23 protein-coding genes are annotated in these 25,504 nt (G+C 70.4%); 12 read left to right on the plus strand and 11 right to left on the minus strand.

The features are described from left to right. Positions 1-160 precede the first annotated feature (160 nt). Positions 161-2,311, plus strand: a complete 2,151-nt coding sequence (locus ACZ56U_RS07865) for an ATP-binding SpoIIE family protein phosphatase (RefSeq protein WP_469083157.1) — start codon at positions 161-163, stop codon at positions 2,309-2,311. A gap of 201 nt (positions 2,312-2,512) precedes the next feature. Here the strand turns inward: ACZ56U_RS07865 and ACZ56U_RS07870 are convergent, their stop codons facing one another. Together ACZ56U_RS07870 and ACZ56U_RS07875 are read right to left on the minus strand one after the other, a co-directional pair. Further along, positions 2,513-3,484: a pirin family protein gene (locus ACZ56U_RS07870; RefSeq protein WP_469083158.1), complete on the minus strand. Its 972-nt coding sequence runs from the start codon at positions 3,482-3,484 to the stop codon at positions 2,513-2,515. A gap of 141 nt (positions 3,485-3,625) precedes the next feature. Further along, the gene (locus tag ACZ56U_RS07875) at positions 3,626-4,090 is read right to left on the minus strand and encodes an SseB family protein (RefSeq protein WP_391233329.1); all 465 of its coding nucleotides are present in this window, start codon (positions 4,088-4,090) and stop codon (positions 3,626-3,628) included. Between the two features lie 94 nt (positions 4,091-4,184). On the opposite strand from ACZ56U_RS07875, the gene ACZ56U_RS07880 reads away from it, so the two are divergent. From ACZ56U_RS07880 to ACZ56U_RS07900, 5 genes are all read left to right on the plus strand, one after another. Next, positions 4,185-4,313 (plus strand): hypothetical protein, encoded by a 129-nt coding sequence (locus tag ACZ56U_RS07880; protein ID WP_469083159.1) that lies wholly within the window; start codon positions 4,185-4,187, stop codon positions 4,311-4,313. Between the two features lie 140 nt (positions 4,314-4,453). Beyond that, the gene (locus ACZ56U_RS07885; RefSeq protein ID WP_469083160.1) at positions 4,454-6,280 is read left to right on the plus strand and encodes an acyl-CoA dehydrogenase; all 1,827 of its coding nucleotides are present in this window, start codon (positions 4,454-4,456) and stop codon (positions 6,278-6,280) included. Positions 6,281-6,415: 135 nt separating this feature from the next. Then, positions 6,416-7,711: a M18 family aminopeptidase gene (locus tag ACZ56U_RS07890; RefSeq protein ID WP_469083161.1), complete on the plus strand. Its 1,296-nt coding sequence runs from the start codon at positions 6,416-6,418 to the stop codon at positions 7,709-7,711. A 67-nt stretch (positions 7,712-7,778) separates the two neighbouring features. Continuing rightward, positions 7,779-8,027, plus strand: coding sequence for a hypothetical protein (locus tag ACZ56U_RS07895; RefSeq protein WP_469083162.1), 249 nt, complete (start codon positions 7,779-7,781; stop codon positions 8,025-8,027). Positions 8,028-8,205: 178 nt separating this feature from the next. Further along, the gene (locus ACZ56U_RS07900) at positions 8,206-8,703 is read left to right on the plus strand and encodes an LURP-one-related/scramblase family protein (protein WP_469083163.1); all 498 of its coding nucleotides are present in this window, start codon (positions 8,206-8,208) and stop codon (positions 8,701-8,703) included. 13 nt (positions 8,704-8,716) lie between these two features. On the opposite strand, the gene ACZ56U_RS07905 is transcribed toward ACZ56U_RS07900, so the two are convergent. Continuing rightward, on the minus strand, positions 8,717-9,511 hold the full coding sequence (locus ACZ56U_RS07905; RefSeq protein WP_469083164.1) for a carbon-nitrogen family hydrolase: 795 nt from the start codon (positions 9,509-9,511) through the stop codon (positions 8,717-8,719). A 218-nt stretch (positions 9,512-9,729) separates the two neighbouring features. Between ACZ56U_RS07905 and ACZ56U_RS07910 the strand changes: the two genes are divergently transcribed. Next, on the plus strand, positions 9,730-10,554 hold the full coding sequence (locus tag ACZ56U_RS07910) for a maleylpyruvate isomerase family mycothiol-dependent enzyme (protein ID WP_469083165.1): 825 nt from the start codon (positions 9,730-9,732) through the stop codon (positions 10,552-10,554). A 96-nt stretch (positions 10,555-10,650) separates the two neighbouring features. Here ACZ56U_RS07910 and ACZ56U_RS07915 read toward each other — a convergent pair whose 3' ends face one another. The 3 genes from ACZ56U_RS07915 to ACZ56U_RS07925 form a co-directional block, all read right to left on the minus strand. After that, a complete protein-coding gene (locus ACZ56U_RS07915) occupies positions 10,651-11,652 on the minus strand; it encodes a BRO-N domain-containing protein (RefSeq protein ID WP_469083166.1) in 1,002 nt (333 codons plus the stop codon). Positions 11,653-11,828: 176 nt separating this feature from the next. Continuing rightward, on the minus strand, positions 11,829-13,121 hold the full coding sequence (locus tag ACZ56U_RS07920; protein WP_469083167.1) for an MFS transporter: 1,293 nt from the start codon (positions 13,119-13,121) through the stop codon (positions 11,829-11,831). Further along, positions 13,118-13,768, minus strand: coding sequence for a GntR family transcriptional regulator (locus ACZ56U_RS07925; RefSeq protein WP_469083168.1), 651 nt, complete (start codon positions 13,766-13,768; stop codon positions 13,118-13,120). The genes ACZ56U_RS07920 and ACZ56U_RS07925 overlap by 4 nt, the downstream gene beginning before the upstream one ends. 270 nt (positions 13,769-14,038) lie before the next feature. On the opposite strand from ACZ56U_RS07925, the gene ACZ56U_RS07930 reads away from it, so the two are divergent. Further along, positions 14,039-14,887: a D-alanyl-D-alanine carboxypeptidase family protein gene (locus ACZ56U_RS07930; RefSeq protein WP_469083406.1), complete on the plus strand. Its 849-nt coding sequence runs from the start codon at positions 14,039-14,041 to the stop codon at positions 14,885-14,887. 107 nt (positions 14,888-14,994) lie between these two features. Here ACZ56U_RS07930 and ACZ56U_RS07935 read toward each other — a convergent pair whose 3' ends face one another. Together ACZ56U_RS07935 and ACZ56U_RS07940 are read right to left on the minus strand one after the other, a co-directional pair. After that, a complete protein-coding gene (locus ACZ56U_RS07935) occupies positions 14,995-15,435 on the minus strand; it encodes a hypothetical protein (RefSeq protein WP_469083169.1) in 441 nt (146 codons plus the stop codon). Positions 15,436-15,509: 74 nt separating this feature from the next. Then, on the minus strand, positions 15,510-17,120 hold the full coding sequence (locus ACZ56U_RS07940) for a protein kinase domain-containing protein (RefSeq protein WP_469083170.1): 1,611 nt from the start codon (positions 17,118-17,120) through the stop codon (positions 15,510-15,512). A gap of 336 nt (positions 17,121-17,456) precedes the next feature. Here ACZ56U_RS07940 and ACZ56U_RS07945 point away from each other — a divergent pair, with 336 nt between their 5' ends. Beyond that, the gene (locus ACZ56U_RS07945) at positions 17,457-19,025 is read left to right on the plus strand and encodes a protein kinase domain-containing protein (protein ID WP_469083171.1); all 1,569 of its coding nucleotides are present in this window, start codon (positions 17,457-17,459) and stop codon (positions 19,023-19,025) included. A 106-nt stretch (positions 19,026-19,131) separates the two neighbouring features. On the opposite strand, the gene ACZ56U_RS07950 is transcribed toward ACZ56U_RS07945, so the two are convergent. The 3 genes from ACZ56U_RS07950 to ACZ56U_RS07960 all read right to left on the minus strand — a co-directional run bounded on the left by ACZ56U_RS07950 (position 19,132) and on the right by ACZ56U_RS07960 (position 21,422). Continuing rightward, on the minus strand, positions 19,132-20,130 hold the full coding sequence (locus tag ACZ56U_RS07950) for a phosphotransferase (RefSeq protein WP_469083172.1): 999 nt from the start codon (positions 20,128-20,130) through the stop codon (positions 19,132-19,134). Between the two features lie 110 nt (positions 20,131-20,240). After that, positions 20,241-20,663 (minus strand): pyridoxamine 5'-phosphate oxidase family protein, encoded by a 423-nt coding sequence (locus ACZ56U_RS07955; protein ID WP_469083173.1) that lies wholly within the window; start codon positions 20,661-20,663, stop codon positions 20,241-20,243. Positions 20,664-20,759: 96 nt separating this feature from the next. Continuing rightward, positions 20,760-21,422: a response regulator gene (locus tag ACZ56U_RS07960; protein WP_469083174.1), complete on the minus strand. Its 663-nt coding sequence runs from the start codon at positions 21,420-21,422 to the stop codon at positions 20,760-20,762. Positions 21,423-21,778: 356 nt separating this feature from the next. Here ACZ56U_RS07960 and pdhA point away from each other — a divergent pair, with 356 nt between their 5' ends. Genes pdhA through ACZ56U_RS07975 form a run of 3 tightly spaced genes read left to right on the plus strand, consistent with a single transcriptional unit; the run spans position 21,779 to position 25,399 of the window. Next, on the plus strand, positions 21,779-22,957 hold the full coding sequence (gene pdhA / locus ACZ56U_RS07965; RefSeq protein WP_469083175.1) for a pyruvate dehydrogenase (acetyl-transferring) E1 component subunit alpha: 1,179 nt from the start codon (positions 21,779-21,781) through the stop codon (positions 22,955-22,957). Positions 22,958-22,959: 2 nt separating this feature from the next. Continuing rightward, positions 22,960-23,940 carry an alpha-ketoacid dehydrogenase subunit beta gene (locus tag ACZ56U_RS07970; RefSeq protein ID WP_469083176.1) on the plus strand — a complete coding sequence of 327 codons (981 nt, stop codon included), beginning with the start codon at positions 22,960-22,962 and terminating at the stop codon, positions 23,938-23,940. 10 nt (positions 23,941-23,950) lie between these two features. Beyond that, positions 23,951-25,399 (plus strand): dihydrolipoamide acetyltransferase family protein, encoded by a 1,449-nt coding sequence (locus ACZ56U_RS07975; RefSeq protein WP_469083177.1) that lies wholly within the window; start codon positions 23,951-23,953, stop codon positions 25,397-25,399. Positions 25,400-25,504: the final 105 nt, after the last annotated feature.

The raw sequence follows: 25,504 nt of genomic DNA on the forward strand, positions 1-25,504 counted from the left end.
GGGCTGTGCCGAGGGTCACTCCCCGACAAGGAACGGGCCATGGTGCCCGGACCTCCCAAGGGTACCGGCCGCCCCAGGATCGCCTCCCCACCATTGATGGCGCCCGCTCCGCCCCCGCCATCGGTGGCAGCCCTCGATCACCTCTCCCTACAGTGGGGCAATGCGCACTGGTGAGCCCCTGCCCGCCGTGGGGGACGTCCTCGCCGCCCTCGCGACCGGCCTGTGGCACTGGGACACCGCTACTGGCCTGGTCACCGTGGACGCCGAGGCCGCACGCCTGCTCGGACTGCCCGCCGAGGCGACCACTCTCACCGAGGTCCAGGCACGCGCGCGCATGCACGCCGTCGACTGGAACGAGATCACCGGCGTCATCCAGCTCGCCGTCGCCGAGGGCACCCTCGCCGAGGTCCGCATCCGGATCATGGACGAGCACAACCGGGTGATCCGCGTCGTCCGCAGCCGCTCCCACCCCACCTACGACGCCGAGCGCCGCGCCTTCGTCCTGATCGGCACCCTTCAGGAGGTCACCGAGCCGTCCCCCGGCACCCCGGCCGGCCGCAGCGCGATCACCGGCGACTGGCGGCGCTCCAGGGAGGCGTTCCTGCTGGACGCGGGGCGCGCCCTGGCCGAGGCCCGCTCCACCGAGGAGGTGCTGCGGGTCGCGGCCGGGCTGTCGATGCCCGGTTTCTCACCGGACGGGCTCGCGGTCTTCGGCGTGGAGGGCGACCGGCTGAAGATCATCGGTCACCACGGCCAGCAGCCCGGCGACGAGAGCCCCTTCTCTCACATGGCCCTGGACACCGACTACCCGGCCGCCGAGGTGGTCCGCACCGGCCGCGCGGTCTACCTCTCCACCCCCGAGCACTACCGCGAGCGCTACCCGGTCACCTGGCCCCTCGCCGCCCACTTCGGCCGCCACTCCTGGGCGTTCCTGCCGCTCACGGTGGCGGGCCGCACGATGGGCGCCTGGATGGCGGCCTTCGCGTACCCGGTCGCCTTCACCCCGGACGAGCGCTCGGTCCTGACGACCGTGGCCCGCATGCTCGCCCAGGCCCTGTCCCGCGCCGAGGCCGCCGAGTCGGCCCGCGAGTTGACCGACGGCCTCCAGCGCTCCATGCTCCCCAAGCTCGGCCCCGAGATCCCGGGCATGAGCGTCGCCGCCCGCTATGTCCCCACCGGCGGCGGCCTCCAGGTCGGCGGCGACTGGTACGACATGATCCCGCTGCCCGGGGGCACCTCCCGGACGAAGTCCGGGGCGGGCAGGTTCGCGCTGGTCATAGGCGACGTCCAGGGCCATGACGTGCGGGCGGCCGGCCTGATGGGCCAGCTGCGGATCGCCCTGCGGGCCTACGCCTCCGAGGGCCACCGCCCCGACGCCGTCCTCTCCCGCGCCTCCCGCTTCCTGCACGGCATGAGCGACGAGGGCGACCCCTCCGACCTGCGCTTCGCGACCTGCCTCTACGTCGAGGTCGACCCCGCCACTGGCTGCCTGGACATCGCCCGCGCCGGCCACCCCGACCCCGCGATCCGCATGGCGGACGGCACGGTCATGGTCCGCCGCACGGACGGCGGCCTCCCCCTCGGCATCGACCCGGACGCCGACTACCCCACGACCCGCCTCACCCTCGAACCCGGCGAGACGATGATGGTCTGCACCGACGGCCTGATCGAGACCGGCGGCCACGACCTGGAGACGGGCTGGCAGCGGGTCCGCACGATCCTGGAGGAGCACGACGGCGACCTGGAGGAACTCGCCGACGCCCTGGTCCAGGCCGTCCACGGCCCCTCCTCCCACCACACGACGGGCCCGCTGGCGGACCGCCGCGAGGACGACATAGCCGTCCTCCTGCTGTGCCGCGAGGGCAAGGGCTGCGGCCGCGGCGACACCGTCGTGGTCCAGCCGCAGGTCCGCCGCACGATGCTGTCGGTGGCCCAGGCACAGTCGGAACGGGTCGCCGTGGCCCGCCAGCAGCTGCGGGAGCTGCTGCACGACTGGTCCTCCGAGGACCAGGTCGACTCGGCGGTCCTGCTCCTGTCCGAGATGCTGACGAACGTCCTGGTCCACACGGACGCGGACGCGCTGCTCCTCGCCGAGGTCCGCGGCGAACCGGGCGAACGCCGGCTGCACGTGGAGGTCACCGACACCAGCGACGACCTCCCCCACGTACGCCGCCCCGGCGAACTGGCCTCCTCCGGCCGCGGCCTGGTCCTCATCGAACTACTGGCCGACACCTGGGGCGTCGACCCCCGAGGCGAGGGCAAAAGCATCTGGTTCGAGCTCTACGAGCCCCCGACGCCGACTGCGGAGTAACAGCGGCGAGACGCGCGATCGACATCAACGACCTCGTGTTCGCGGCCACCGGGGTACGCGTACGAAGGCTGACGATGCCGGACGGCGAAATGTCGCCGACACAGTCAATCTCGCCGGTGTCGAGAGTGTGCTTTAGAAGCACACTCTCGACATTCCCGCAGGTCGAGGGTGGCGGCGCAGAACGACCGACCGCCCGACGACCTACAGGCCACCCTCCGACATCCCGTGCACCGCCGGGACCGTCCCCAGGCGGCCCTTCTGGAAGTCGTCGAAGGCCTGCTGGAGTTCCTCGCGGGTGTTCATGACGAACGGGCCGTAGTGCGCCATCGGCTCACGGATCGGCCGACCGCCCAGGAGCACGACCTCCAGGTCCGGCGTGTTGGAGTCCTGCTTCTCGTCCGCGCGGACGGTCAGGGAGGAACCGGCACCGAAGACGGCGGTCTGACCGAGGTGGATCGGACGACGCTCGGCACCGACGCTGCCGCGGCCCGCCAGCACGTACGCCAGACCGTTGAAGTCCTCGCGCCACGGCAGCGTGATCTCGGCACCCGGCGCCAGCGTCGCGTGGATCATCGCGATCGGGGTGTGGGTGATGCCGGGGCCCTGTTGGCCGTCCAGCTCGCCCGCGATGACCCGCAGCAGCGCACCGCCGTCAGGCGTGGTCAGCAGCTGGACGTTGCCGCCACGGATGTCCTGGTAGCGCGGCGCCATCATCTTGTCCTTGGCGGGGAGGTTCACCCACAGCTGGAGACCGTGGAAGAGGCCGCCGGACATGACGAGGGACTCCGGCGGCGCCTCGATGTGGAGCAGGCCGGAACCGGCCGTCATCCACTGGGTGTCGCCGTTGGTGATCGTGCCGCCGCCGCCCTGGCTGTCCTGGTGGTCGAAGACGCCGTCGATGATGTAGGTGACGGTCTCGAAGCCGCGGTGCGGATGCCAGGGGGTGCCCTTCGGCTCCCCGGGCGCGTACTCCACCTCACCCATCTGGTCCATCATGATGAACGGATCCAGATGCCGGTAATGGATCCCGGCGAACGCCCGGCGCACCGGGAAGCCCTCGCCCTCGAAGCCGCTCGGCGCGGTCGTGACACCGAGCACGGGACGGGCCACGGCCTCGGCCGGGGCGGCCACGCGCGGGAGCGCCAGCGGGTTCTCTACGGTCACTGCGGGCATGTCGGTACCTCCTTGTGCGTCCAGTTTAGTTGAGCGTTGAACTTTCTGCTACCCGGAACAGAGAAAACCCGGAGGGCATTCCCTCCGGGTTCTCGGCAACGGGTTCTCGGACAACGGGCGTCAGTCGTACGCCCCGCGCACTCAGCCGTACATCCGGCGCATCGCGAACTCGACCATCTGCTCGACGGCCTTCGCGTCGAAGACCATGCGGTGCTCGCCCTCCATGTCGAGGACGAAGCCGTAGCCGGTCGGCAGGAGGTCGATGACCTCCGCCCCCGTGATGACGAAGTACTTGGACTCCTTGCCCGCGTACCGGCGCAGTTCCTTGAGCGAGGTGAACATCGGGATCACCGGCTGCTGGGTGTTGTGCAGGGCGAGGAACCCGGGGTTGTCGCCCCGCGGGCAGTACACCTTGGACGTGGCGAAGACCTGCTGGAAGTCCTCCGCGGACATCTGGCCCGTGGTGAAGGCGCGCACCGCGTCCGCGAGGGACGGCGGGGACGGCTCGGGGTACAGCGGCGGCTGCTGGCCGTACCCGCCCGGCATCTGCTGCTGGGGCGTGGCGTACTGCGCCCCCGTACCCGCGCTCTGGTCGTAGCCGTACATGGGCGCAAGCGTACCGAGGCGGCGGGGGCGGTGGGCGGCTATGGGCCGGCCGGGAGACCGGCAGCCACTACGCGACGGCGGGCGAGGGCACAGCGTGGCCCGTCCGAGCCGGCTCTCGCCGGTGGAGGACAGCGTCTTCGGCGACGGCCACGAACGGCAGCCGGCGGCGGTGAACGGCGGCATGGAGGAGGGGTTCACCGCCACCCTCACCGTTCCGGTGTGAACCGTCACAGATGGCCGGATCAGGGTTGCGATTTATTACTGACGGGTAGCATCATCGTGTCGAAGCTACTTGTTAGTACGTGAACTAGCGCGAGGATGCACCACCGGTGCCTCGCCGATATCTCTTACGGAGCCGTCGCCATGGGGCACTACAAGTCGAATCTTCGCGACATCGAGTTCAACCTCTTCGAAGTACTCGGCCGCGACAAGCTGTACGGCACGGGTCCGTTCGAGGAGATGGACGTCGAGACCGCCAAGAGCATCCTCGACGAGATGACCCGTCTCGCCGAGAACGACCTGGCGGAGTCCTTCGCCGACGCCGACCGCAACCCGCCGGTCTTCGACCCGGAGACCAACACCGCGCCGGTCCCGCCGTCCTTCAAGAAGAGCTACAAGGCCTTCATGGACTCCGAGTACTGGCGCCTCGGCCTGCCCGAGGCGATCGGCGGCACCACCGCCCCGCCGTCGCTGATCTGGTCGTACGCGGAGCTGATCCTCGGCGCGAACCCGGCCGTGTGGATGTACTGCTCCGGTCCGGCGTTCGCCGGGATCCTCTACGACGAGGGCAACGACGTCCAGAAGAAGATCGCCCAGATCGCCGTGGAGAAGACCTGGGGTTCCACCATGGTGCTGACCGAGCCCGACGCGGGCTCCGACGTCGGCGCCGGCCGTACCAAGGCGATCCAGCAGGAGGACGGCTCCTGGCACATCGAGGGCGTCAAGCGCTTCATCACCTCCGGTGAGCACGACATGGAGGAGAACATCCTCCACTACGTGCTGGCCCGTCCCGAGGGTGCCGGTCCGGGCACCAAGGGGCTGTCCCTCTTCCTCGTCCCGAAGTACCTCTTCGACTTCGAGACCGGCGAGCTGGGCGAGCGCAACGGCGTCTACGCCACGAACGTCGAGCACAAGATGGGCCTGAAGGCCTCCAACACCTGCGAGATGACCTTCGGCGACAAGCACCCCGCCAAGGGCTGGCTGATCGGCGACAAGCACGACGGCATCCGCCAGATGTTCCGCATCATCGAGTTCGCCCGCATGATGGTCGGCACGAAGGCGATCTCCACGCTGTCGACGGGCTACCTCAACGCGCTGGAGTACGCCAAGGAGCGCGTCCAGGGCCCCGACCTCGCGAACTTCATGGACAAGACCGCGCCCAAGGTCACCATCACCCACCACCCCGACGTGCGCCGTGCACTGATCACGCAGAAGGCGTACGCGGAGGGCATGCGCGCCCTCGTGCTGTACACCGCCTCGATCCAGGACGCGATCGCCGTCAAGGAGGCCGCGGGCGAGGACACCAAGGCCGAGCACGCGCTGAACGACCTGCTGCTGCCGATCGTGAAGGGCTACGGCTCCGAGAAGGGCTACGAGCAGCTCGCCCAGTCGCTCCAGACCTTCGGCGGTTCCGGCTTCCTCCAGGAGTACCCGATCGAGCAGTACATCCGCGACGCCAAGATCGACACCCTGTACGAGGGCACCACCGCGATCCAGGGCCAGGACTTCTTCTTCCGGAAGATCGTCCGCAACCAGGGCGCCGCCCTGAACGGCCTGGCCGAGGACATCAAGAAGTTCCTGGCGCTCGGCACGGGCGGCGAGGAGCTGGCGGGTGCCCGCGAGCACCTCGCGAAGGCGGCCGTGGAGCTGGAGGCCATCGTCGGCCTGATGCTGACCGACCTCGCGGCCACCGAGCAGGACGTCAAGAACATCTACAAGGTGGGTCTGAACACGACCCGTCTGCTGATGGCCTCCGGTGACGTCGTCGTCGGCTACCTGCTCCTGAAGGGTGCCGCGGTCGCCGCCGAGAAGCTGGAGACGGCCTCCGCCAGGGACAAGGCGTTCTACACCGGCAAGATCGCGGCGGCGAAGTTCTTCGCGGCCAACGTCCTGCCCGGTGTCACCGGCGCCCGCAAGCTCGCCCAGGGCGTCGAGCTGGACCTGATGGAGCTGGACGAGGCCGCTTTCTAGCCACGTCCCGAACCGCAGAGCGAACAGCTGTACGGCTCGTTCCCGGACACACCCGTACAGCTGCCCCGCAGCCTTCACAAGGGCCCCTTCCCGCCGCCGGGAGGGGGCCCTTGTGACGTCGTTAAGGTGAACCCCATGAGCGAACCCTCCCGCTTCGACCGCGGTCACACCGACGACCTGATGTCCTTCCTGGCCGCCAGCCCCTCGCCGTACCACGCGGTGGCGAACGCCGCCGAGCGGCTGGAGAAGGCCGGCTTCCGGCAGGTCGTGGAGACGGACGCCTGGGACGGGACGAGCGGCGGCAAGTTCGTGCTGCGCGGCGGCGCGATCATGGCCTGGTACGTCCCCGAGGGCGCCGAGCCGCACACGCCGTTCAGGATCGCCGGCGCGCACACCGACTCGCCCAACCTGCGGGTCAAGCCGCTGCCGGACGCCGGCGCGCACGGCTGGCGCCAGGTCGCCGTGGAGATCTACGGCGGACCGCTGCTGAACTCCTGGCTCGACCGCGACCTGGGGCTCGCGGGCCGGCTGACCCTGCGGGACGGGTCCTCGCGGCTGGTGAACGTCGGCCGGCCGCTGCTGCGGGTGCCGCAGCTCGCCATCCACCTGGACCGCTCGGTGTCGGCGGAGGGCCTCAAGCTCGACAAGCAGCGCCACCTCCAGCCCGTCTGGGGCCTCGGCTCCGACGTCCGCGAGGGCGACCTGATCGCCTTCCTGGAGGAGGAGAACGGGCTCGCGGCGGGCGAGGTCACCGGCTGGGACCTGATGGTGCACTCCGTGGAGCCCCCGGCCTACCTGGGCCGCGACCAGGACCTGGTGGCCGGGCCGCGCATGGACAACCTGATCTCCGTGCACGCCGGGGTCGCCGCGCTGACCGCCGCCGCCACCGCGCCCGCTCTGCCCTGCATCCCCGTGCTCGCCGCCTTCGACCACGAGGAGAACGGCTCCCAGTCGGACACCGGCGCGGACGGGCCGCTGCTGGGCAGCGTGCTGGAGCGCTCGGTGTTCGCGCGGGGCGGGTCGTTCGAGGACCGGGCGCGTGCCTTCGCCGGCACGGTCTGTCTGTCCTCGGACACCGGCCACGCCGTCCACCCCAACTACGCGGAGCGCCACGACCCCACGCACCACCCGCGCGTCAACGGCGGCCCGATCCTGAAGGTGAACGTCAACAACCGCTACGCGACCGACGGTTCGGGCCGCGCGGTGTTCGCCGCCGCCTGCGAGAAGGCGGGGGTGCCGTTCCAGTCCTTCGTCTCCAACAACTCCATGCCGTGCGGGACCACGATCGGCCCGATCACCGCGGCCCGGCACGGCATCAGGACCGTGGACATCGGTGTCGCGATCCTTTCCATGCACAGCGCGCGGGAGTTGTGCGGAGCGGACGACCCCTATCTGCTCGCGAACGCGCTGGCCGCGTTCCTGGAGGGATAGCCGCCGCCGGGCCGGGTACACGCGAGTTCGGACCGGAACGACCGGACCGGACAGGGAGGCGACACTCATGGGCCTCGGCGGATGCATCATCCTCATCGCCGCGGGAGCCATCCTCACGTTCGCGACCGACTGGGACATGCAAGGGGTCAACCTCGACCTGGTCGGAGTCATCTTCATGATCGCCGGTTTGATCGGCGTCGCGACGTTCAGCAGCATCGCCAAGCGGCGGCGCGTGGTGGTACCGCCCAGCACACCGGTCATCGAAGAGCGGCACCCCGGACGCCGGGACGGCTACAGCGACGGTTACGGCGCCTGATCGATGGCTGCGGGGTGCGGGAGAGTTCGGTGCCCGCTCCCTGGCCCTCGCCCTCGCCGGGCAGTTCGGGCGGGGTGGCGGAGGCCGGCAGCCGGTGCGCGGGTGCGGTGCGCACCGGGTATCAGCCCGTCGGCCTAGCGTCCGCGTCCCACTGCGCCGGGCGGGGAAGCGGTAGGGCATGAGATTCCTCGTACGCGACCGGCTCCTCGGCATCGGTGACGACTACTGGATCGAGGACGACCAGGGCACCAAGGCGTTCCTCGTCGACGGCAAGGCCATGCGGCTGCGCGACACCTTCGAGCTGAAGGACACCCGGGGCCGCGTCCTGATCGACATCCGGCAGAAGATGCTCGCCCTCCGGGACACCATGCTGATCGAGCGGGACGGCGAGCCCCTGGCCACCATCAAGCGCAAGCGCCTGTCCCTGCTGCGCAACCACTACCGGGTGGCCCTGGCGGACGGCAAAACCGAACTCGACGTCAGCGGCAAGATCCTGGACCGGGAGTTCGCCATCGAGTACGACGGTGAGCTGCTCGCCGTGGTCTCCCGCCGGTGGCTGCACGTGCGGGAGACCTACGGCGTGGACGTCGTACGGGAGGACGCGGACCCGGCGCTGCTGATCGCCGTGACGGTGTGCGTGATCCACCTCGCCGAGAAGGAACGGGAGTCCGACTGAGGTACCCGGGGGATCAGCGTCGGGGCGGGTCGAGGCCGAGCATCCGGTCCTTCAGGGCCGGGAACTGATCGCGGGTCACGGCCACCTTGCCGGGGTCGAGCCGCACGGTGAGGACCTCCTCCTCGGCGCCCGCCTCGGCCAGCACCTCGCCCCACGGATCGACCACGATCGAGTGACCGGCCTGCGGAACTCCCGCGTGGGTCCCGGCCGTTCCACAGGCGAGCACGAACGCCTGGTTCTCGACCGCCCGCGCCTGGGCCAGCAGCGTCCAGTGCGCCCGGCGGCGCTCCGGCCAGCCCGCCGGGATCACCAGGGTCTCGGCACCGGCGTCGACGAGACCGCGGAAGAGTTCGGGGAAGCGGAGGTCGTAGCAGGTGGCGAGGCCCAGGGTGGTCTCGGGCAGCCGGACCGTCACCAGGTCCCGGCCCGCGCCCATCAGCACGGCCTCGCCCTTGTCGAAGCCGAAGCGGTGGATCTTGCGGTAGGCGGCGATCAGGTCGCCGGAGGGGGAGAAGACGAGAGAGGTGTTGTAGAGCGCCCCGTCGTCGGCCCGCTCGGGGATCGAGCCCGCGTGCAGCCAGACGCCCGCGTCGCTGGCGGCCTTCGCCATGGCCTCGTACGTCGGCCCGTCGACGGGCTCGGACTCGGCGGCGAACCCCTCGTAGGCGAACGCGCCGGTGGTCCACAGTTCCGGCAGCACGACCAGATCAGCACCGGCCTGTTCCCGTACCAGAGAGGCGACCCGCCGTCGGCGCGATTCGACTGATTCGCCCTCACTTACGGCGATCTGAAGCAACGAGGCGCGCACACTACCACCGTCCTGGCATTCGAGCCGTCCACACGGGCCTACGATCGTCACACGAAAGCACTGCCGGGGTGTCTCGCAGCAGCGTAACTTTGGGGGGTCCCCCCGGTTCGAGCGTAGTCGAGAAGTGGGGGAGTTCCGAGACGCCACCGACAGCCGCACCTCCTACTGGCAACGCCGCCACCACCAGCCCGTGCTCCGACCGCGAGGGGTCTTGTTCCGTGAGTCTGCATCCCACCCTTCAGCCCTACGCCGACGCCTGGACCCACTCCATCGAAGCGATATCCGAGCTGGTGGGCCCACTGGTGGAGGGAGAGTGGAACGGGCGCACCCCGTGCCCGGGGTGGTCGGTGCGGGACGTGGTCTCCCATGTCATCGGCCTGGACTGCGAGATGCTCGGCGACCCGCGGCCCATCCACAGCCTGCCGCGTGACCTCTTCCACGTCACCAACGAGCACCAGCGCTACATGGAGATGCAGGTCGACGTCCGCCGTCACCACACCGCGCCGGAGATGACCTCCGAGCTGGAGTACGTGATCATCCGCCGCAACCGCCAGCTGCGCAACGAGTCGCGGGACCCGGGCACCAAGGTCCGCGGCCCCCTCGGCACCGAACTCACTCTCGAAGAGTCCATGCGCAAGCACGCCTTCGACGTCTGGGTGCACGAACAGGACCTGCGTGCCGCCCTCGGCCGCCCCGGCAACCTCGACTCCCCCGGCGCGCACGTCGCCCGTGACGTCCTGCTCGCCGAACTGCCCGCCGTGGTCGCCGAGAAGGCCGACGCCCCGCGCAGCTCGGCGATCGTCCTCGACGTGCACGGGCCGGTGGAGTTCCTGCGCACGATCCGCGTCGACATCCACGGCCGCGGCACCCTGGAGACGGTCCCCGCCCTCGGCCCGGCCGCCACCCTCAGCCTCGACTGGGAGACCTACGTCCGTCTCGCTTGCGGCCGCGTGAGCGCGGAGGCGGTGTCGGACCGGCTGAAGACGGAGGGCGACCCGGCCCTGACGGCGGCGATCCTGCGGAACTTCACGGTCACGCAGTAGTCACGCCGGGGCGCTCCGCAGCGGTAGGTTGCAACCCGAAGGGACGGCCGCAACGTCGGATTGCGGCCGCCCCTTCACCTGTGTGCGCGGACTCGATCAGGAGCGCTTGAGCACGTAGATGGGCGTCCCGTCCTCGTCACCGCCGCGCGGGTGGATGCAGGCGTGCTTGCGCAGCAGGCGCAGGCATTCGTTGACGCGGTGGACCGACAGACCGGTGCGAGCGGCGAGCGAGTCGAGCGGCTGCCGCAGTTCACCCTCCTCGACCAGCACGGGAGCGATCACCACCGCCACCGCCCAGACGTCCGCGGTCACGGAGAGCCGCCGCCGCCAGTCGGCCAGTACGGCCTCGGTGGTCGGCTGGGCGGAGAGGTCGGGGGCGGGTGCGGGACGGTCGATGGTGAGGACGTCGAGCCGGTTCGCGATCCGCTCCATGGCGTGGGCCATCGCCTGCAGGGCGACCAGGGCCGCGCGTTGCAACTCAAGCGTGGTGCGTTGCAACTCCAGCATGTCTCGTTGCGTCGACAGGATCTCCTTCTGCACCGCGAGCGATTCGTGCTGGGCGGCGGCGAGTTCCTCGTCCAGCTGGAGGTTGTGCGCCTCCAGCCGGACGATGGCCTCCGCGACCTGCTCCGGCATCGCGTAGGTGATCGGCGCGCCCGGTTCGGCGGACTGCACCTCGGCCTCTTCGAGGGTGTAGGAGCCCTCGCGCTGGACGGTCACGATGACCTCCGTGGCCCACTCCTTGAAGGGGACACAGGCAGGCTTGGTGCAGGCGTTGACGAGTCGGATGAGACCTTGGAGTGAGATGACATTCAGGTCTCGACGCCACTCTCTACCTGCGGGAATGCTGAGACCGTAAGCTCCAGTTACGGTCTCGAGTGTCTCTCGCTGGTCTGCCGGAACATGGTCGGCGAGAGCCTGTCGAGAGTTGCTGTGCCCCAGTTGCTTGCAGACGTCCACCGCCGGGAACCAGTGCGTCCCGTCCGGCATCGTCAACCTCCGGACGCGGGCTCCGGTGGCCGCGTACACGAAGTCGCTGACGTCGATCGCGTCGCGCTGCGTCCGGGGGTCGGGCTGATGCTTGCTGGGTTCGATCATATGAACCACCTCCGCTGCGGAACGTAGGGCGGAGCAAATCGAACTTTCCAACTCACGCAGGGATGTTCGCGATTGCGAGCGAAAGATCAGGGATTTCGCCACGGCGTGCGGCCGGGCGGTGTATGACAGAGAACCCGTGTGACCCGGAGGACGGGGCGGGGCGGCCGCCCCGTGCGCTACGCCGGGACGTGCACCGTCTCCACCCGGCTCGCCACCAGCCGCTCCCGCTCCCGGCGGATCGTCCGCCCGCGCAGCCGCAGGATCTGGCTGATCCCCAGCGCCTGGAGGACGAACACCGCGGAGAACGCGACCCGGTAGTCGTCCCCGGTCGCGTCCAGCAGCACCCCGACGGCGAACAGGGTCGTCATCGACGCGACGAACCCGCCCATGTTGGTGATGCCGGACGCGGTTCCCTGCCGCTGCGGCGGGTTCGCCGGCCGTGCGAAGTCGAAGCCGATCATCGAGGCCGGCCCGCACGCGCCCAGCACCGTGCAGAGCACCACGAGCAGCCACATCGGCGCGTGCTCGCCCGGGTAGGCCAGCGTCGCCGCCCAGACCAGCGCCGTCGCCCCCACGGTCCCCAGCGCCAGCGGCAGCCGCGCCTCGTGGTGCCGGGCGACGACCTGGCCGTAGACCAGTCCGATCACCATGTTCGACAGCACGACGAGGGTGAGCAGTTCGCCGGCGGTCGCCCGGGACAGGCCCTGTGCCTGGACCAGGAACGGCAGTCCCCACAGCAGCAGGAAGACCATCGCGGGGAACTGGGTGGTGAAGTGCACCCACAGTCCCAGCCGGGTGCCCGGCTCCCGCCAGGACGCGACGATCTGGCGGCGGACATAGGCCGCGCCCTGGTGCGAGAGGGGTTCCGGCTCGTGTCCCTCGGGGTGGTCCTTGAGGAAGAGCAGCAGCAGGACCAGGACGACCACACCGGCGAGCGCGCTGCCCGCGAAGGCGGCCGTCCAGCCGATGCCGTGCAGCAGCCGGGCCAGGACCAGGGTCGACACCAGGTTGCCCGCCATGCCGACCAGCCCCGCGAACTGCGCGACCATCGGTCCGCGCCGGGCGGGGAACCAACGGCTGCCCAGCCGCAGCACGCTGATGAACGTCATCGCGTCACCGCAGCCCAGCAGCGCGCGCGAGGCGAGGGCCGTGCCGTAGGAGGGGGAGAAGGCGAAGCCGAGCTGTCCGGCCGTGAACAGCACCACGCCGAGGGTCAGCACCTTCTTGGTGCCGAGCCGGTCGACGAGCAGGCCCACGGGTATCTGCATGCCCGCGTACACGAGGAGCTGGAGGATCGAGAAGGTGGACAGCGCGGAGGCGTTCACATGGAAGCGGTCGGCGGCGTCGAGGCCGGCCACCCCCAGCGACGTACGGAAGATGACGGCGACGAAGTAGACGGAGACGCCTATGCCCCAGACGGCGATCGCGCGGCGGCCGCCCGGAGGGTCACCCGGAAGGCCGGTGTTCATCGGACCTCCCCCCGGGCCAGATGGGAGAACCACTCGACGTGCCCGTGGATCAGAGCGACGACCGCCTCCGCGTCACCGGAGCGCAGGGCGTCGAGGATCTGCTCGTGCTCGACGAGGGTCTTGGTGATGCGGTCGGGGTGGGCGTGCATCACGGCGACGCCCATCCGCAGCTGCCGGTCGCGCAGTTGGTCGTAGAGGCGGGAGAGGATCTCATTGCCGCCGCTGCGGACGATCTCGGCGTGGAAGCAGCGGTCGGTGACGGCGGCGCCCGCGAGGTCCCCGGCGGCGGCCTGTTCCTTCTGCCGGGCGAGGAGTTCCTCGAGCCGGGCGATGAGCAGCGGCGAGGCGGGGACGGCCTTGCGGGCGGCGTGCTCCTCGACGAGCTGGCGGGTCTCGACCACGTCCGCGATCTCCTGCGCGGAGACGGGCAGGACCAGCGCGCCCTTCTTCGGGTAGAGCTTGATCAGCCCCTCCACCTGGAGCCGCAGCAGCGCCTCGCGCACCGGCGTCCGCGAGACCCCGACGGCCTCGGCGAGCTCGCCCTCGGTGAGCAGGGTCCCGCCCTCGTAGCGGCGCTCCAGGACGCCCTGCTTGACGTGGTCGTAGACGCGGTCGGCGGAGGACACGGCGGGAGGCGCTGAAGGCATGCGCACATCATAGATACATCACGTACGCATCAAGGGGAGCGGTCCATCATGCGGACCCCCGGGCCCCTCCCGGCAGACTCCCGACCGAGAAACCCCATCCCGCCCCAACGGCGGCACAACCTTCTGTGCTACTTAGACGTCAGACACATGCGGCCCCACTGCTTTCGCACTCAACTCGGCCGCACACCAGGGGCATTCAACGTATTCGGGGTACCTCACTTGATTACCGGCATTCAGGGCATTCGCATCCGCAGAGCCGTCGCCGTGGCCGTGACCACCGGCGCGGTGTTCGCCACCGGAGCCCTCACCGCGGCACCCGCGCAGGCGGTCACCGCGCCGACCATCACCGCCAAGGGCGGGTTCCTGATGAACAGCGCCACCGGCGCGACGCTCTTCTCCAAGTCGCCCGACACCAAGCGGCTCACCGCGTCCACCACGAAGGTCATGACCGCGAAGGTCGTCCTCTCGCAGTCGAACCTGAACCTGGACTCCAAGGTCACCATCAAGAAGGCGTACAGCGACTACATCGTCGCCAACGGCGCCTCGTCGGCGGGTCTGATCGTCGGTGACAAGGTCACCGTCCGCCAGCTGCTCTACGGGATGCTGCTGAAGTCGGGCTGCGACGCCGCGATGGCGCTGGCCGACAAGTACGGTTCGGGCACGACCGTCGCGGCCCGCACCAAGAACTTCATCGGCAAGATGAACACCATGGCCAAGAGCCTGGGCATGGCCAACACCAAGTTCGACTCGTTCGACGGCATCAGCAGGGGCGCCAACGCCTCCACGCCGCGCGACCTGACGAAGCTCGCCCGCAGCGCGATGAAGAGCTCCACCTTCAAGTCCGTCGTCAAGACCAAGCAGTACACGGCGAAGACGATCACGAAGACGGGCTCCACCCGCACCATGGCGGCGTGGAAGAACACCAACCTCCTGCTCGGCTGGAACGGCACGATCGGCGTGAAGACCGGTTCCGGCACCGAGGCCAAGTACTGCCTCATCTTCGCCGCCACGCTCAACGGCGAGTCGGTGATCGGCACGGTCCTCACCGCGCCCGACGAGCCCAACCGCACCGCGGACGTGAAGAAGCTCATCACCTACGGCTACGCGAAGATCAGCTGACACGCGGCATGTGTGCGTGAAGCAGAGGAAGGGGCCTGCGGCTGCAGGCCCCTTCGTCATTCCACCGGTTCGTCATTCCACCGGCCGAGAACCCTCGACTCCTGATGTCAGAAGTACGGGTTGAACTCCCCGCCGGAGTAGCAGTTGACGGTGAGCCCGGCCTTGTTCACCTCGGTGCTGCCGTCGTAGAGCTGTACCTCGACGCCGGCGTGCTTGATGCCGCGGCTGTCCTCAGCGGAGGTGTTCCACGTCTCGGAGGCGCCGTTCCCGCCGTAGACGTGGTGCCAGGACCAGTGCTTGACCGTGCTGCCCGTGTACGTCACCAGTCGGACGGCCGGGTGGTATCCGTCGGCCTTGTTGTCCTTCACGGTGATCGAGAGCGGATTGATCTTGGTCCTGCTGACCCAGGTCCAGCTGGCGGACCCGGTTCCCCCCGTGACCGAGCAGGAGGCGCTCGCGCCTGCTGCCGCGGCCGGACTCGCCGCAAGGGGGATCAGGACCGCCGCAAGCGCGCCTGCGGTGAGGAGCCCTGCCTTGCGTGTGTGCATATGTCTCTCCAAGTTCTTACGATTGACATGCACACATTAGGCCGGACGGGTCGTCAGGTGCAAGAAAGCCCAGATCACGGCGGGTTGCCCGACGAGATATCGAATTGGATATCCACGTTTTTCGGGTCGACGTCGGTACCCGCCTTCGGGGACTGCCGCATGACGGTGCCTTCCCCGTACGTGTTCTCGTCCACCTCGGTCGGGTCGTAATTCCACCCCGCGGCCTGAATGCACTTGAGAACCGAGTCCCAGTTCTTGAACTGGAAGTCCGGCACCCGCACGAGATCGGGGTCGTTGTACGACTCCTGCGGCTCGGTGCACACGGTCGTCTCGACCGTCCGGGCCGGGTCCCCGTCCCGGTGCCCCGCCGGCGTCGACGAGGTGGACGGTGTGGTGTCGCCGCCCGCGTCGTCGCCCGTCCCGCCCCCGCCCAGCGTCAGCGCCGCGATCAGGCCGCCGGCCGCCACGAGGGAGACGACGATCGAGCCGATGACGACCGGCTTGTTGCTCTTGCGACCGCCGCCCGCGGGCGATGCCTGCTGCGGGGCGATGGTGTACGGCGGCGGGGTCGAGGCGTACGCGTTCGGCGCCGGCGTCTGGTACCCGCCCTGCTGGGGATAGCCGTAGGCCGGGGAATGGGTCGAGGGCGGCGGGGTGCCGAACGGGTTCGGTGTCGGCTGGTACGGCGTCTGGACGGGCCCCGTGGGCGCCGGGGTGGCCTGGTCCACCGGCGGGAACACCGCCGAGCCCACGCCCGCCCCGCTCGCCGTCTGCGCGCCGGGGACGATGCTCGGCGCGGCGGGCTGGAAGGACGCCGCCACCCGCAGGCACTCGGTGCGCATGGCCTCGGCGCTCGGGAAGCGCTCGTTCGGGTTCTTCTTCAGGGCGCGGGCGATCAGGGCGTCCACGGCCGGGGGCAGCGCGCGGTTGATCGAGGAGGCCGCGACCGGCTCCTCCTGCACATGCGCGTACGCGATCGCCAGCGGGGAGTCCGCGTCGAACGGCAGCCGCCCGGTGACCAGTTGGAACAGCATGATGCCGACGGAGTAGAGGTCGGAGCGGGCGTCCACACCGCGGCCCAGCGCCTGCTCCGGCGACAGGTACTGCGGGGTGCCGACCACCATGCCGGTCTGGGTCATCGAGGTGACGCCCGACTGCATGGCGCGCGCGATGCCGAAGTCCATGACCTTGACCACGCCGCGCTTGGTCATCATCACGTTGCCGGGCTTGATGTCGCGGTGGACCAGACCCATCTCGTGGCTGATCTCCAGCGCCGCCAGCACATCCGCGGTGATCTTCAGCGCCTTGTCGGCGGGCATCGCGCCGTGCTGCCGGATGTCCTCGTCGAGCACCGAGCCCAGCGGCCGGCCCTCGACGTACTCCATGACGATGTACGGCATCGTCGTGCCGGCGAGGTCGTCCTCGCCGGTGTCGAAGACCGAGACGATGTTGGTGTGGGTGAGCTTGGCCACCGCCTGCGCCTCGCGGCGGAAGCGCTCACGGAAGGCCTGCTCGCGGCCCAGCTCGGTGTGGAGCGTCTTGATCGCGACGGGACGGTCGAGCACGGTGTCGTGCGCGAGGTGCACCGAGGCCATACCGCCCTCGCCGAGCAAGTCGCGCAGCTGATAGCGGTTGTTGGCGATCGTCCGCCCCGCGTACCGGCCGTGTGCGCCGTCCTGGCTCATGTTCCGTGTCCCCCATCGGCCATCAGGCGCCGGCCCGACTGTCATTGATCGAATGGCTCATTCCCGGCCAAGTCTGCCCCACGGCACTGACAGGTCAAGCCGGGTGCCCGTTCCGTGACCGTACGCGAAAGAAGCGTCGCGGAAGCGTTACAGGGGGCGTACGCCCGGTACACAGGATTTGCACGACAGCGCGTGCTATCGCTTTGATGACCGGTCCGTCTCGGACCGGCCCCCGGACCCATCCCGGACCGGAGGCTTGCGCGGAGGCTGTAGCGTGGCCGACGGAGACCGTAACAACACCGCGCGCACCGCGGGCAGAAACGACGGCGAGGACTGATGGCACAGCAGCAGCGCGCTCAGGGCCCGTCCGACCCCGAGGCGGCTGGCGGCGGGATGTCGGATGCGCCGGAGCTGTGGGGTAACGGCGGGCTGGTCGGCGACGGCCGATACCGGCTGACCCGCAGGCTCGGCCGCGGCGGCATGGCCGAGGTCTTCGCCGCCGAGGACGTACGGCTGGGCCGTACCGTGGCGGTCAAGCTGCTGCGCGCCGACCTCGCCGAGGACCCGGTCTCCAAGGCCCGCTTCACGCGCGAGGCCCAGTCGGTGGCCGGCCTCAACCACCACGCGATCGTCGCCGTGTACGACTCCGGCGAGGACTTCGTGGGCGGCCAGAGCGTCCCGTACATCGTCATGGAGATCGTCGAGGGCCGCACGATCCGGGACCTCCTGATCAACGCCGAGGCGCCCGGGCCCGAGCAGGCCCTGATCATCGTCTCCGGGGTGCTGGAGGCGCTCGCCTACTCGCACCAGCACGGCATCGTGCACCGCGACATCAAGCCCGCCAACGTCATCATCACCGACAACGGCGCCGTGAAGGTGATGGACTTCGGCATCGCCCGCGCCCTGCACGGCGCGTCCACGACGATGACGCAGACCGGCATGGTCATGGGCACCCCGCAGTACCTCTCGCCCGAGCAGGCGCTCGGCAAGGCGGTGGACCACCGCTCCGACCTGTACGCGACGGGCTGCCTGCTGTACGAACTCCTCGCGCTGCGGCCCCCGTTCACCGGTGAGACCCCGCTGTCGGTCGTCTACCAGCACGTCCAGGACATCCCGACGCCGCCGTCGGAGGTCTCCGACGCCTCGCCGCCGGAGCTCGACGGCCTGGTCATGCGCTCGCTCGCCAAGGAGCCGGACGACCGGTTCCAGACGGCCGAGGAGATGCGCGGGCTCGTCCAGTACGGGCTCCAGATGCTGTACGAGCAGGGCAGCCACACCGGCACCTGGAACACCGGGCCGGTCGCGCTGCACGAGGGCCGGCAGACCCCGGCGGGCGGCTTCGCCCAGACCTCCGTGATGCAGCACCCCGGGGCCGCCGGCACCACCCAGATCCCGCAGCAGATCCTGCCCACCGGCTACGGCGGCGGGGACGACGGCGGCTTCGAGGGCCACGGCAACCGGGGCGGCGGCCGCGGCAAGCTGTGGATCCTCGCCGTCCTCGCGGTGATCGCCATCGCGGCGGGCGTCGCGCTGGCGCTGAACCACGGCGGAGGCGGCGGCGCGGGTGACAGCACCACCCAGTCCCCGACCACCTCGACCAAGCCCTCGAAGACGACCAGCGAGTCGCCGAGCGACGATCCGACGGACGAGGCGACCGAGGAGCAGACCGACGAGGGCACCTCCAGCGGCGGTTCGTCCTGGAACTCGACGCCCACGCCGTCGTACACGCCGTCCGCGACCCCCTCGGCGACGGCGACCGAGCCGACCGGCGACCCGACGACCACGGAACCGACCGACGAGCCGACGGACACCGCCGAGCCGACCGACACCGCCGAGCCGACCGACACGAGCGGCGGCGGCGAGGCCGACGGCGGCGCGGACACCGGCGGCGTCGGGGATCAGTGACCGGTTCCCCCTTGACGCGCGCGTGCGTCCCGGAAACGGGCGGCACGCGCGCGTGGCGTTTCTCCAGGCGGCGGCCCGGCACGCGCGCGTGCCGCTCCGGCCGCGGCTAGTCCGCGAACGCCGCGCACACCGACTCGTACTCCCGCGTCCACCACACCACCAGCGCCGAGGCCGCCGGGAACTGGGGGTCCGCGCGGGTGTCGCCGCGCTCGTAGTGCCAGCGCAGCATCCAGAAGTCGTTGAGCCGCTCCCACCACACCCGGTGCACGGCCGCGGCCAGCTCCGAGGGCGTGGCCCCCGCCGTACGCCGGTACGCGCGCGCGTACGCCCGTACCTTCGGCAGGTCCAGCGTCCCTACGGGCCGGACGAAGAAGATCGCGGCGGCACGTACGGCCTCCTCCGCGCGCGGCTGCACCCCGAGCCGGTCCCAGTCGACGATCGCGGCGGGCGCGTCACCCCGGTAGAGCAGGTTGAACGGGTGGAAGTCGCCGTGCACCCAGCCCACGCACCCGCCCCGCGGCGGACGCCGGTCCGCGTGCCGCTCCAGCAGTGCCCGCCGCTCCAGCAGCCGGTGCCGGGCGAGCTCGTCGAAGGGGTCGGCGGGGCGGTGCCGGCGGACGCGGGTGAGCAGGTCGTCGATGAGGGCGAAGGTGTCGGCGGGGTCGGCGCTGTGCACCGGGTGGGGGCCGTCGGCGGGGCGGGTACGCCCTGTCGGCGGCATCACGCGCTCCAGGGCGGCGTGCACGGCCCCGAGCAGCGCTCCCAGGCGCCCGCACTGGTCCGGTGTGAGCTGGCCCCCGTCGCGGTGGCGGCCCTCGATCCAGGGGTGCAGGGCGTAGGCGTGGCCGCCGACGACGGCGACCGTACGGCCGTCATGGGCGGGCAGGGGCGGGGCCACGGGGACGCCGAGGTCGGCCAGGCGCTGGGTGGCGCGGTGCCGGCGTTCGATGGCGACCGGGTCGGCGGTGTCGGGGTCGAAGTGGTGCTTGAGGAAGTAGCGGCCGCGGGTCGTGCGGAGGCGGTAGCCGCGGTTCAGCAGTCCCTGCTCGACGGGGTCGCAGGTGACCGCGGAACCGGCGGCGTACTGGTTGAGGAGGGCGCGCAACGGGGGCGCGTGAGACGTGGGGGGTGGTACACAAGAGCGCGGCACGCGCCAGATGGTAGGGCACCAGGCGGGCCTGTGAGCTGGGCGTTGTCACAGACAGTCGCATTCGGTCACGGCACGTGCGCGAAGTGACTTTCGAGGGCGCCGTCGGTCGAGTGGACCGTGCCGAACTGCGGCTCGACGCGCAGATAGACGGGCTCGTACGGCTCGCCGTCCACGACCCGGGGCGTCGGCCCGAACCGCCGCAGTTCGGCGGCCGTCGGCTCGTACGCCGTGCACGCGCCCACGACCTGCACGGACCACAGCCCCTCACCCGGCCGCGCCGAACTCAGGTTGTCCGCGCCGTACGCGACGACACCGCCGGCGCACGCGTGGTGGTAGCCGCAGCTCCCGGGCAGCCGGAGCAGCACGCGCCCACCGTCGACGAGGTGCCGGGCGAAGGCGAGGAAGGGCAGCGCGCGCATGCTGGTGGCGACCCTGCCGTAGTCGGTGCGGGCGAGCAGATCGAGGGCGAGCCGTTCGTCGGAGGCCATGACACCAATGTCGGCCGCGCCCGCCCCGCGCGGGAGAGGCTTTGGTCCCTGGACCGCCCCACAGCTCTTCAGGGCGCCCGACGCCGCCCGCCGGTCTCAGTGCCGCTGCCGCTCGACCTGCATCCGGGCCACGTACGCCGCCGCCTGCGAGCGCCGCTCCATGCCGAGCTTGGACAGCAGGGTCGACACGTAGTTCTTGATGGTCTTCTCGGCGAGGTGGAGCCGCTCGCCGATGGCGCGGTTGGTGAGTCCCTCGCCGATCAGGTCGAGGATCCTGCGCTCCTGCTCGGTGAGGTGGGCGAGCCGGTCGTCGCTCTTGGCGCCGCCGTCCCGCAGCCGTTCCAGCACGCGCGCGGTGGCCACCGGGTCGAGCAGGGACCTGCCGGCCGCGACGTCGCGCACGGCTGTCAGGAGCTCGTTGCCGCGGATGGCCTTCAGGACGTATCCCGAGGCGCCGGCCATGATCGCGTCGAAGAGGGCCTCGTCGTCGGCGAACGAGGTCAGCATCAGGCACTTGACGTTCTCGTCCCCGGAGCGGATCTCCCGGCAGACCTCCACGCCGCTGCCGTCCGGGAGCCGCACGTCGAGGACCGCCACATCGGGCCGGGTGGCCGGGATCCGCACCAGCGCGTCGGCCGCCGTACCGGCCTCGCCGACCACCTCGATGTCGGCCTCGACCGAGAGCAGTTCATGGACGCCGCGCCGGACCACCTCGTGGTCGTCAAGCAGAAATACCCGGATTTTTCCGTCTTCGCGCACCGGGCCAGTCTCACACAGGCTTTCCGGGCCCGCCCCAGGTGAGCCCGGGTGGACTCTTCCCGTGACCTGGGTCACCGGGTTAACGTGCCGTTGTTCCGGCCCCCTGCAAGGCTGTGACCAGCGGCTGTTCCCGATTTTGCGATTTTACTTGGAAATCCAAGCAAAAACGCAGGTCAGGAGGGGTTTCACAGAAATGTGAAGCACTGGGTAACGTGCCATAGTGCAGGGCGCTCGCTGGGGCACCTGTCACGCCTGTTCCCGAACGAGCCGCACCCACCCCGTGCGTCCGCAGGGCCACAGGTGAGCCGCACTGGCACCCGGCGAACCCGGGATGCCGGACCGACGGAGGAGCACACGTGACCGTGGAGAGCACTGCCGCGCGCACATCGCGACGCAGCGCCAGTACCAAGAGCACGGCCGGCAAGCGCACGACCGCGAGGAAGCAGCCGGGCACCGAGCCCGAGCTCGTGCAGCTGCTGACCCCCGAGGGCAAGCGCGTCAAGGACGCCACGTACGACAAGTACGTCGCCGGCATCACCCCCGATGAGCTGCGCGGTCTGTACCGCGACATGGTGCTCACCCGCCGCTTCGACGCCGAGGCCACCTCCCTGCAGCGCCAGGGTGAGCTGGGCCTGTGGGCCTCGCTGCTCGGCCAGGAGGCCGCCCAGATCGGCTCCGGCCGGGCCACCCGCGAGGACGACTACGTCTTCCCGACCTACCGTGAGCACGGCGTGGCCTGGTGCCGCGGAGTCCCGCCGGAGAACCTGCTGGGCATGTTCCGCGGCGTGAACAACGGCGGCTGGGACCCCAACAGCAACAACTTCCAGCTGTACACGATCGTCATCGGCTCCCAGACGCTGCACGCCACCGGCTACGCGATGGGCATCACCAAGGACGGCGCGGACAGCGCGGTCATCGCCTACTTCGGTGACGGCGCATCCAGCCAGGGCGATGTCGCCGAGTCGTTCACGTTCTCCGCGGTCTACAACGCCCCGGTCGTGTTCTTCTGCCAGAACAACCAGTGGGCGATCTCCGAGCCCACCGAGAAGCAGACCCGCGTCCCGCTCTACCAGCGCGCCCAGGGCTTCGGCTTCCCGGGCGTGCGCGTGGACGGCAACGACGTGCTGGCCTGTCTCGCGGTCACCAAGTGGGCCCTGGAACGCGCCCGCGCCGGCGAGGGCCCGACCCTGGTCGAGGCGTACACCTACCGGATGGGCGCCCACACCACCTCCGACGACCCCACCCGCTACCGCGGCGACGAGGAGCGCCAGGCCTGGGAGGCGAAGGACCCGATCCTGCGCCTTCGCCGGTACCTGGAGGCCTCAAACCACGCGGACGAGGGATTCTTCGCGGAACTCGAGGCCGAGAGCGAGGCGTTGGGCAAGCGAGTGCGTGAGGCGGTCCGCGCCATGCCCGACCCGGACCGCTTCGCGATCTTCGAGCACGCCTACGCCGACGGACACGCGCTCGTCGACGAGGAGCGCGCCCAGTTCGCCGCCTACCAGGCGTCGTTCGCAGAGGAAGAGGGGGTCTGATCATGGCGACGGAAAAGCTGGCACTGGCCAAGGCGATCAACGAATCGCTGCGCCGCGCCCTGGACACCGACCCCAAGGTCCTCGTCATGGGCGAGGACGTCGGCAAGCTCGGCGGCGTCTTCCGCGTCACCGACGGCCTGCAGAAGGACTTCGGCGAGGCCCGGGTGATCGACACCCCGCTCGCCGAGTCCGGCATCGTCGGCACCGCGATCGGCCTGGCCCTGCGCGGCTACCGCCCGGTGGTGGAGATCCAGTTCGACGGCTTCGTCTTCCCGGCCTACGACCAGATCGTCACCCAGCTGGCCAAGATGCACGCCCGTTCCCTGGGCAAGGTCAAGCTCCCGGTCGTCATCCGCATCCCCTACGGCGGTGGCATCGGCGCGGTCGAGCACCACTCCGAGTCCCCGGAGGCGCTCTTCGCGCACGTGGCGGGTCTGAAGATCGTCAGCCCCGGCAACTCCTCGGACGCGTACTGGATGATGCAGCAGGCCATCCAGAGCGACGACCCGGTGATCTTCTTCGAGCCCAAGCGGCGCTACTGGGACAAGGGCGAGGTCAACACCGAGGCCATCCCCGGCCCCCTGCACAAGGCCCAGGTGGTCCGCGAGGGCACCGACCTCACGCTCGTCGCCTACGGCCCGATGGTCAAGACCTGCCTGGAGGTTGCCGCCGCGGCCGCCGAGGAGGGCAGGAACCTGGAGGTCCTGGACCTGCGCTCGGTGTCCCCGCTCGACTTCGACGCCATCCAGGCCTCGGTCGAGAAGACGCGCCGGCTGGTCGTCGTCCACGAGGCGCCGGTGTTCTTCGGCTCCGGCGCGGAGATCGCCGCCCGGATCACGGAACGCTGCTTCTACCACCTGGAGGCCCCGGTGCTCCGGGTCGGCGGCTACCACGCCCCGTACCCGCCGGCGCGCCTGGAGGACGAGTACCTGCCGGGACTGGACCGGGTGCTCGACGCCGTCGACCGTGCCCTGGCGTACTGAGGAGAGGGTCGTGACGACGATGACGGATGCGTCCGTACGCGAGTTCAAGATGCCGGACGTGGGCGAGGGCCTCACCGAGGCCGAGATCCTCAAGTGGTACGTCCAGCCCGGTGACCAGGTCACCGACGGCCAGGTGGTGTGTGAGGTCGAGACCGCCAAGGCGGCCGTCGAACTGCCCATCCCCTACGACGGGGTGGTGCGCTCCCTGCACTTCCCGGAGGGCACCACGGTCGACGTGGGCACGTCGATCATCGCGGTGGACGTGTCGGGCGGGGCGGCCCCGGCCGCGGCGCCGGACACGGCCGCGACCACGGCCGGGGGTGCGGCCGGGGTGCCCGCGGAGGCCGAGCCCGAGGCCGAGAAGAAGCCCGAAGGGCGTCAGCCGGTGCTCGTCGGCTACGGCGTCGCCGTCTCCTCCACCAAGCGGCGCCCCCGCAAGGGCCCGCAGATCCCCGTCCAGGAGGCCTCGGCGGCCGTCCAGAGCGAGCTGAACGGGCACGGGGGCGCTGCCGCTGTGGCCGCCCCCGCCGTGGCCGCCGCCGTCAGGGAGCGCCCGCTGGCGAAGCCGCCGGTGCGCAAGCTGGCCAAGGACCTCGGCGTCGACCTGGCGGCGGTCGTGCCGTCCGGCCCCGACGGCATCATCACCCGCGAGGACGTACACGCGGCCGCGGCCCCGGAGCCGACGGTCACCGAGACGCCGGCGCCCACCGCCCCGGCCCCCGCGCAGGCCCCCGCGCCCGTGGCGACGTACGACACGGCTCGCGAGACCCGGGTCCCGGTCAAGGGGGTGCGCAAGGCCACGGCCGCGGCGATGGTCGGCTCGGCGTTCACCGCGCCGCATGTCACCGAGTTCGTGACCGTGGACGTGACGCGGACGATGAAGCTGGTCGAGGAGCTCAAGCAGGACAAGGAGATGCAGGGGCTGCGGGTGAACCCGCTGCTGCTCATCGCCAAGGCCCTGCTGGTCGCCATCAAGCGCAACCCGGACGTCAACGCGTCCTGGGACGAGGCGAACCAGGAGATCGTCCAGAAGCACTACGTGAACCTGGGCATCGCCGCGGCCACCCCGCGCGGTCTGATCGTGCCGAACATCAAGGACGCGCACGCCAAGACCCTGCCGCAACTGGCCCAGGCGCTGGGCGAGTTGGTGACCACGGCGAAGGAGGGCAAGACCTCCCCCGCCGCCATGCAGGGCGGCACGGTCACCATCACCAACGTCGGCGTCTTCGGCGTCGACACCGGTACGCCGATCCTCAACCCCGGCGAGTCCGCCATCCTCGCGGTCGGAGCCATCAAGCTCCAGCCGTGGGTGCACAAGGGCAAGGTGAAGCCGCGTCAGGTCACCACGCTGGCCCTCAGCTTCGACCACCGTCTGGTGGACGGTGAGCTGGGCTCCAAGGTGCTGGCGGACGTGGCGGCGATCCTGGAACAGCCCAAGAGGCTGATCACCTGGGCGTGAGACATGGGGAAGGGGCCGGCGATCTCGCCGGCCCCTTTCTTTGTGGGTACGGGACGGGTGTTACGGGGTGGGGTGTCACGGGGCGGGGCGGCGGCCTTGCGGACA

It is taken from the genome of Streptomyces sp. NPDC034103 (genome assembly GCF_055575395.1).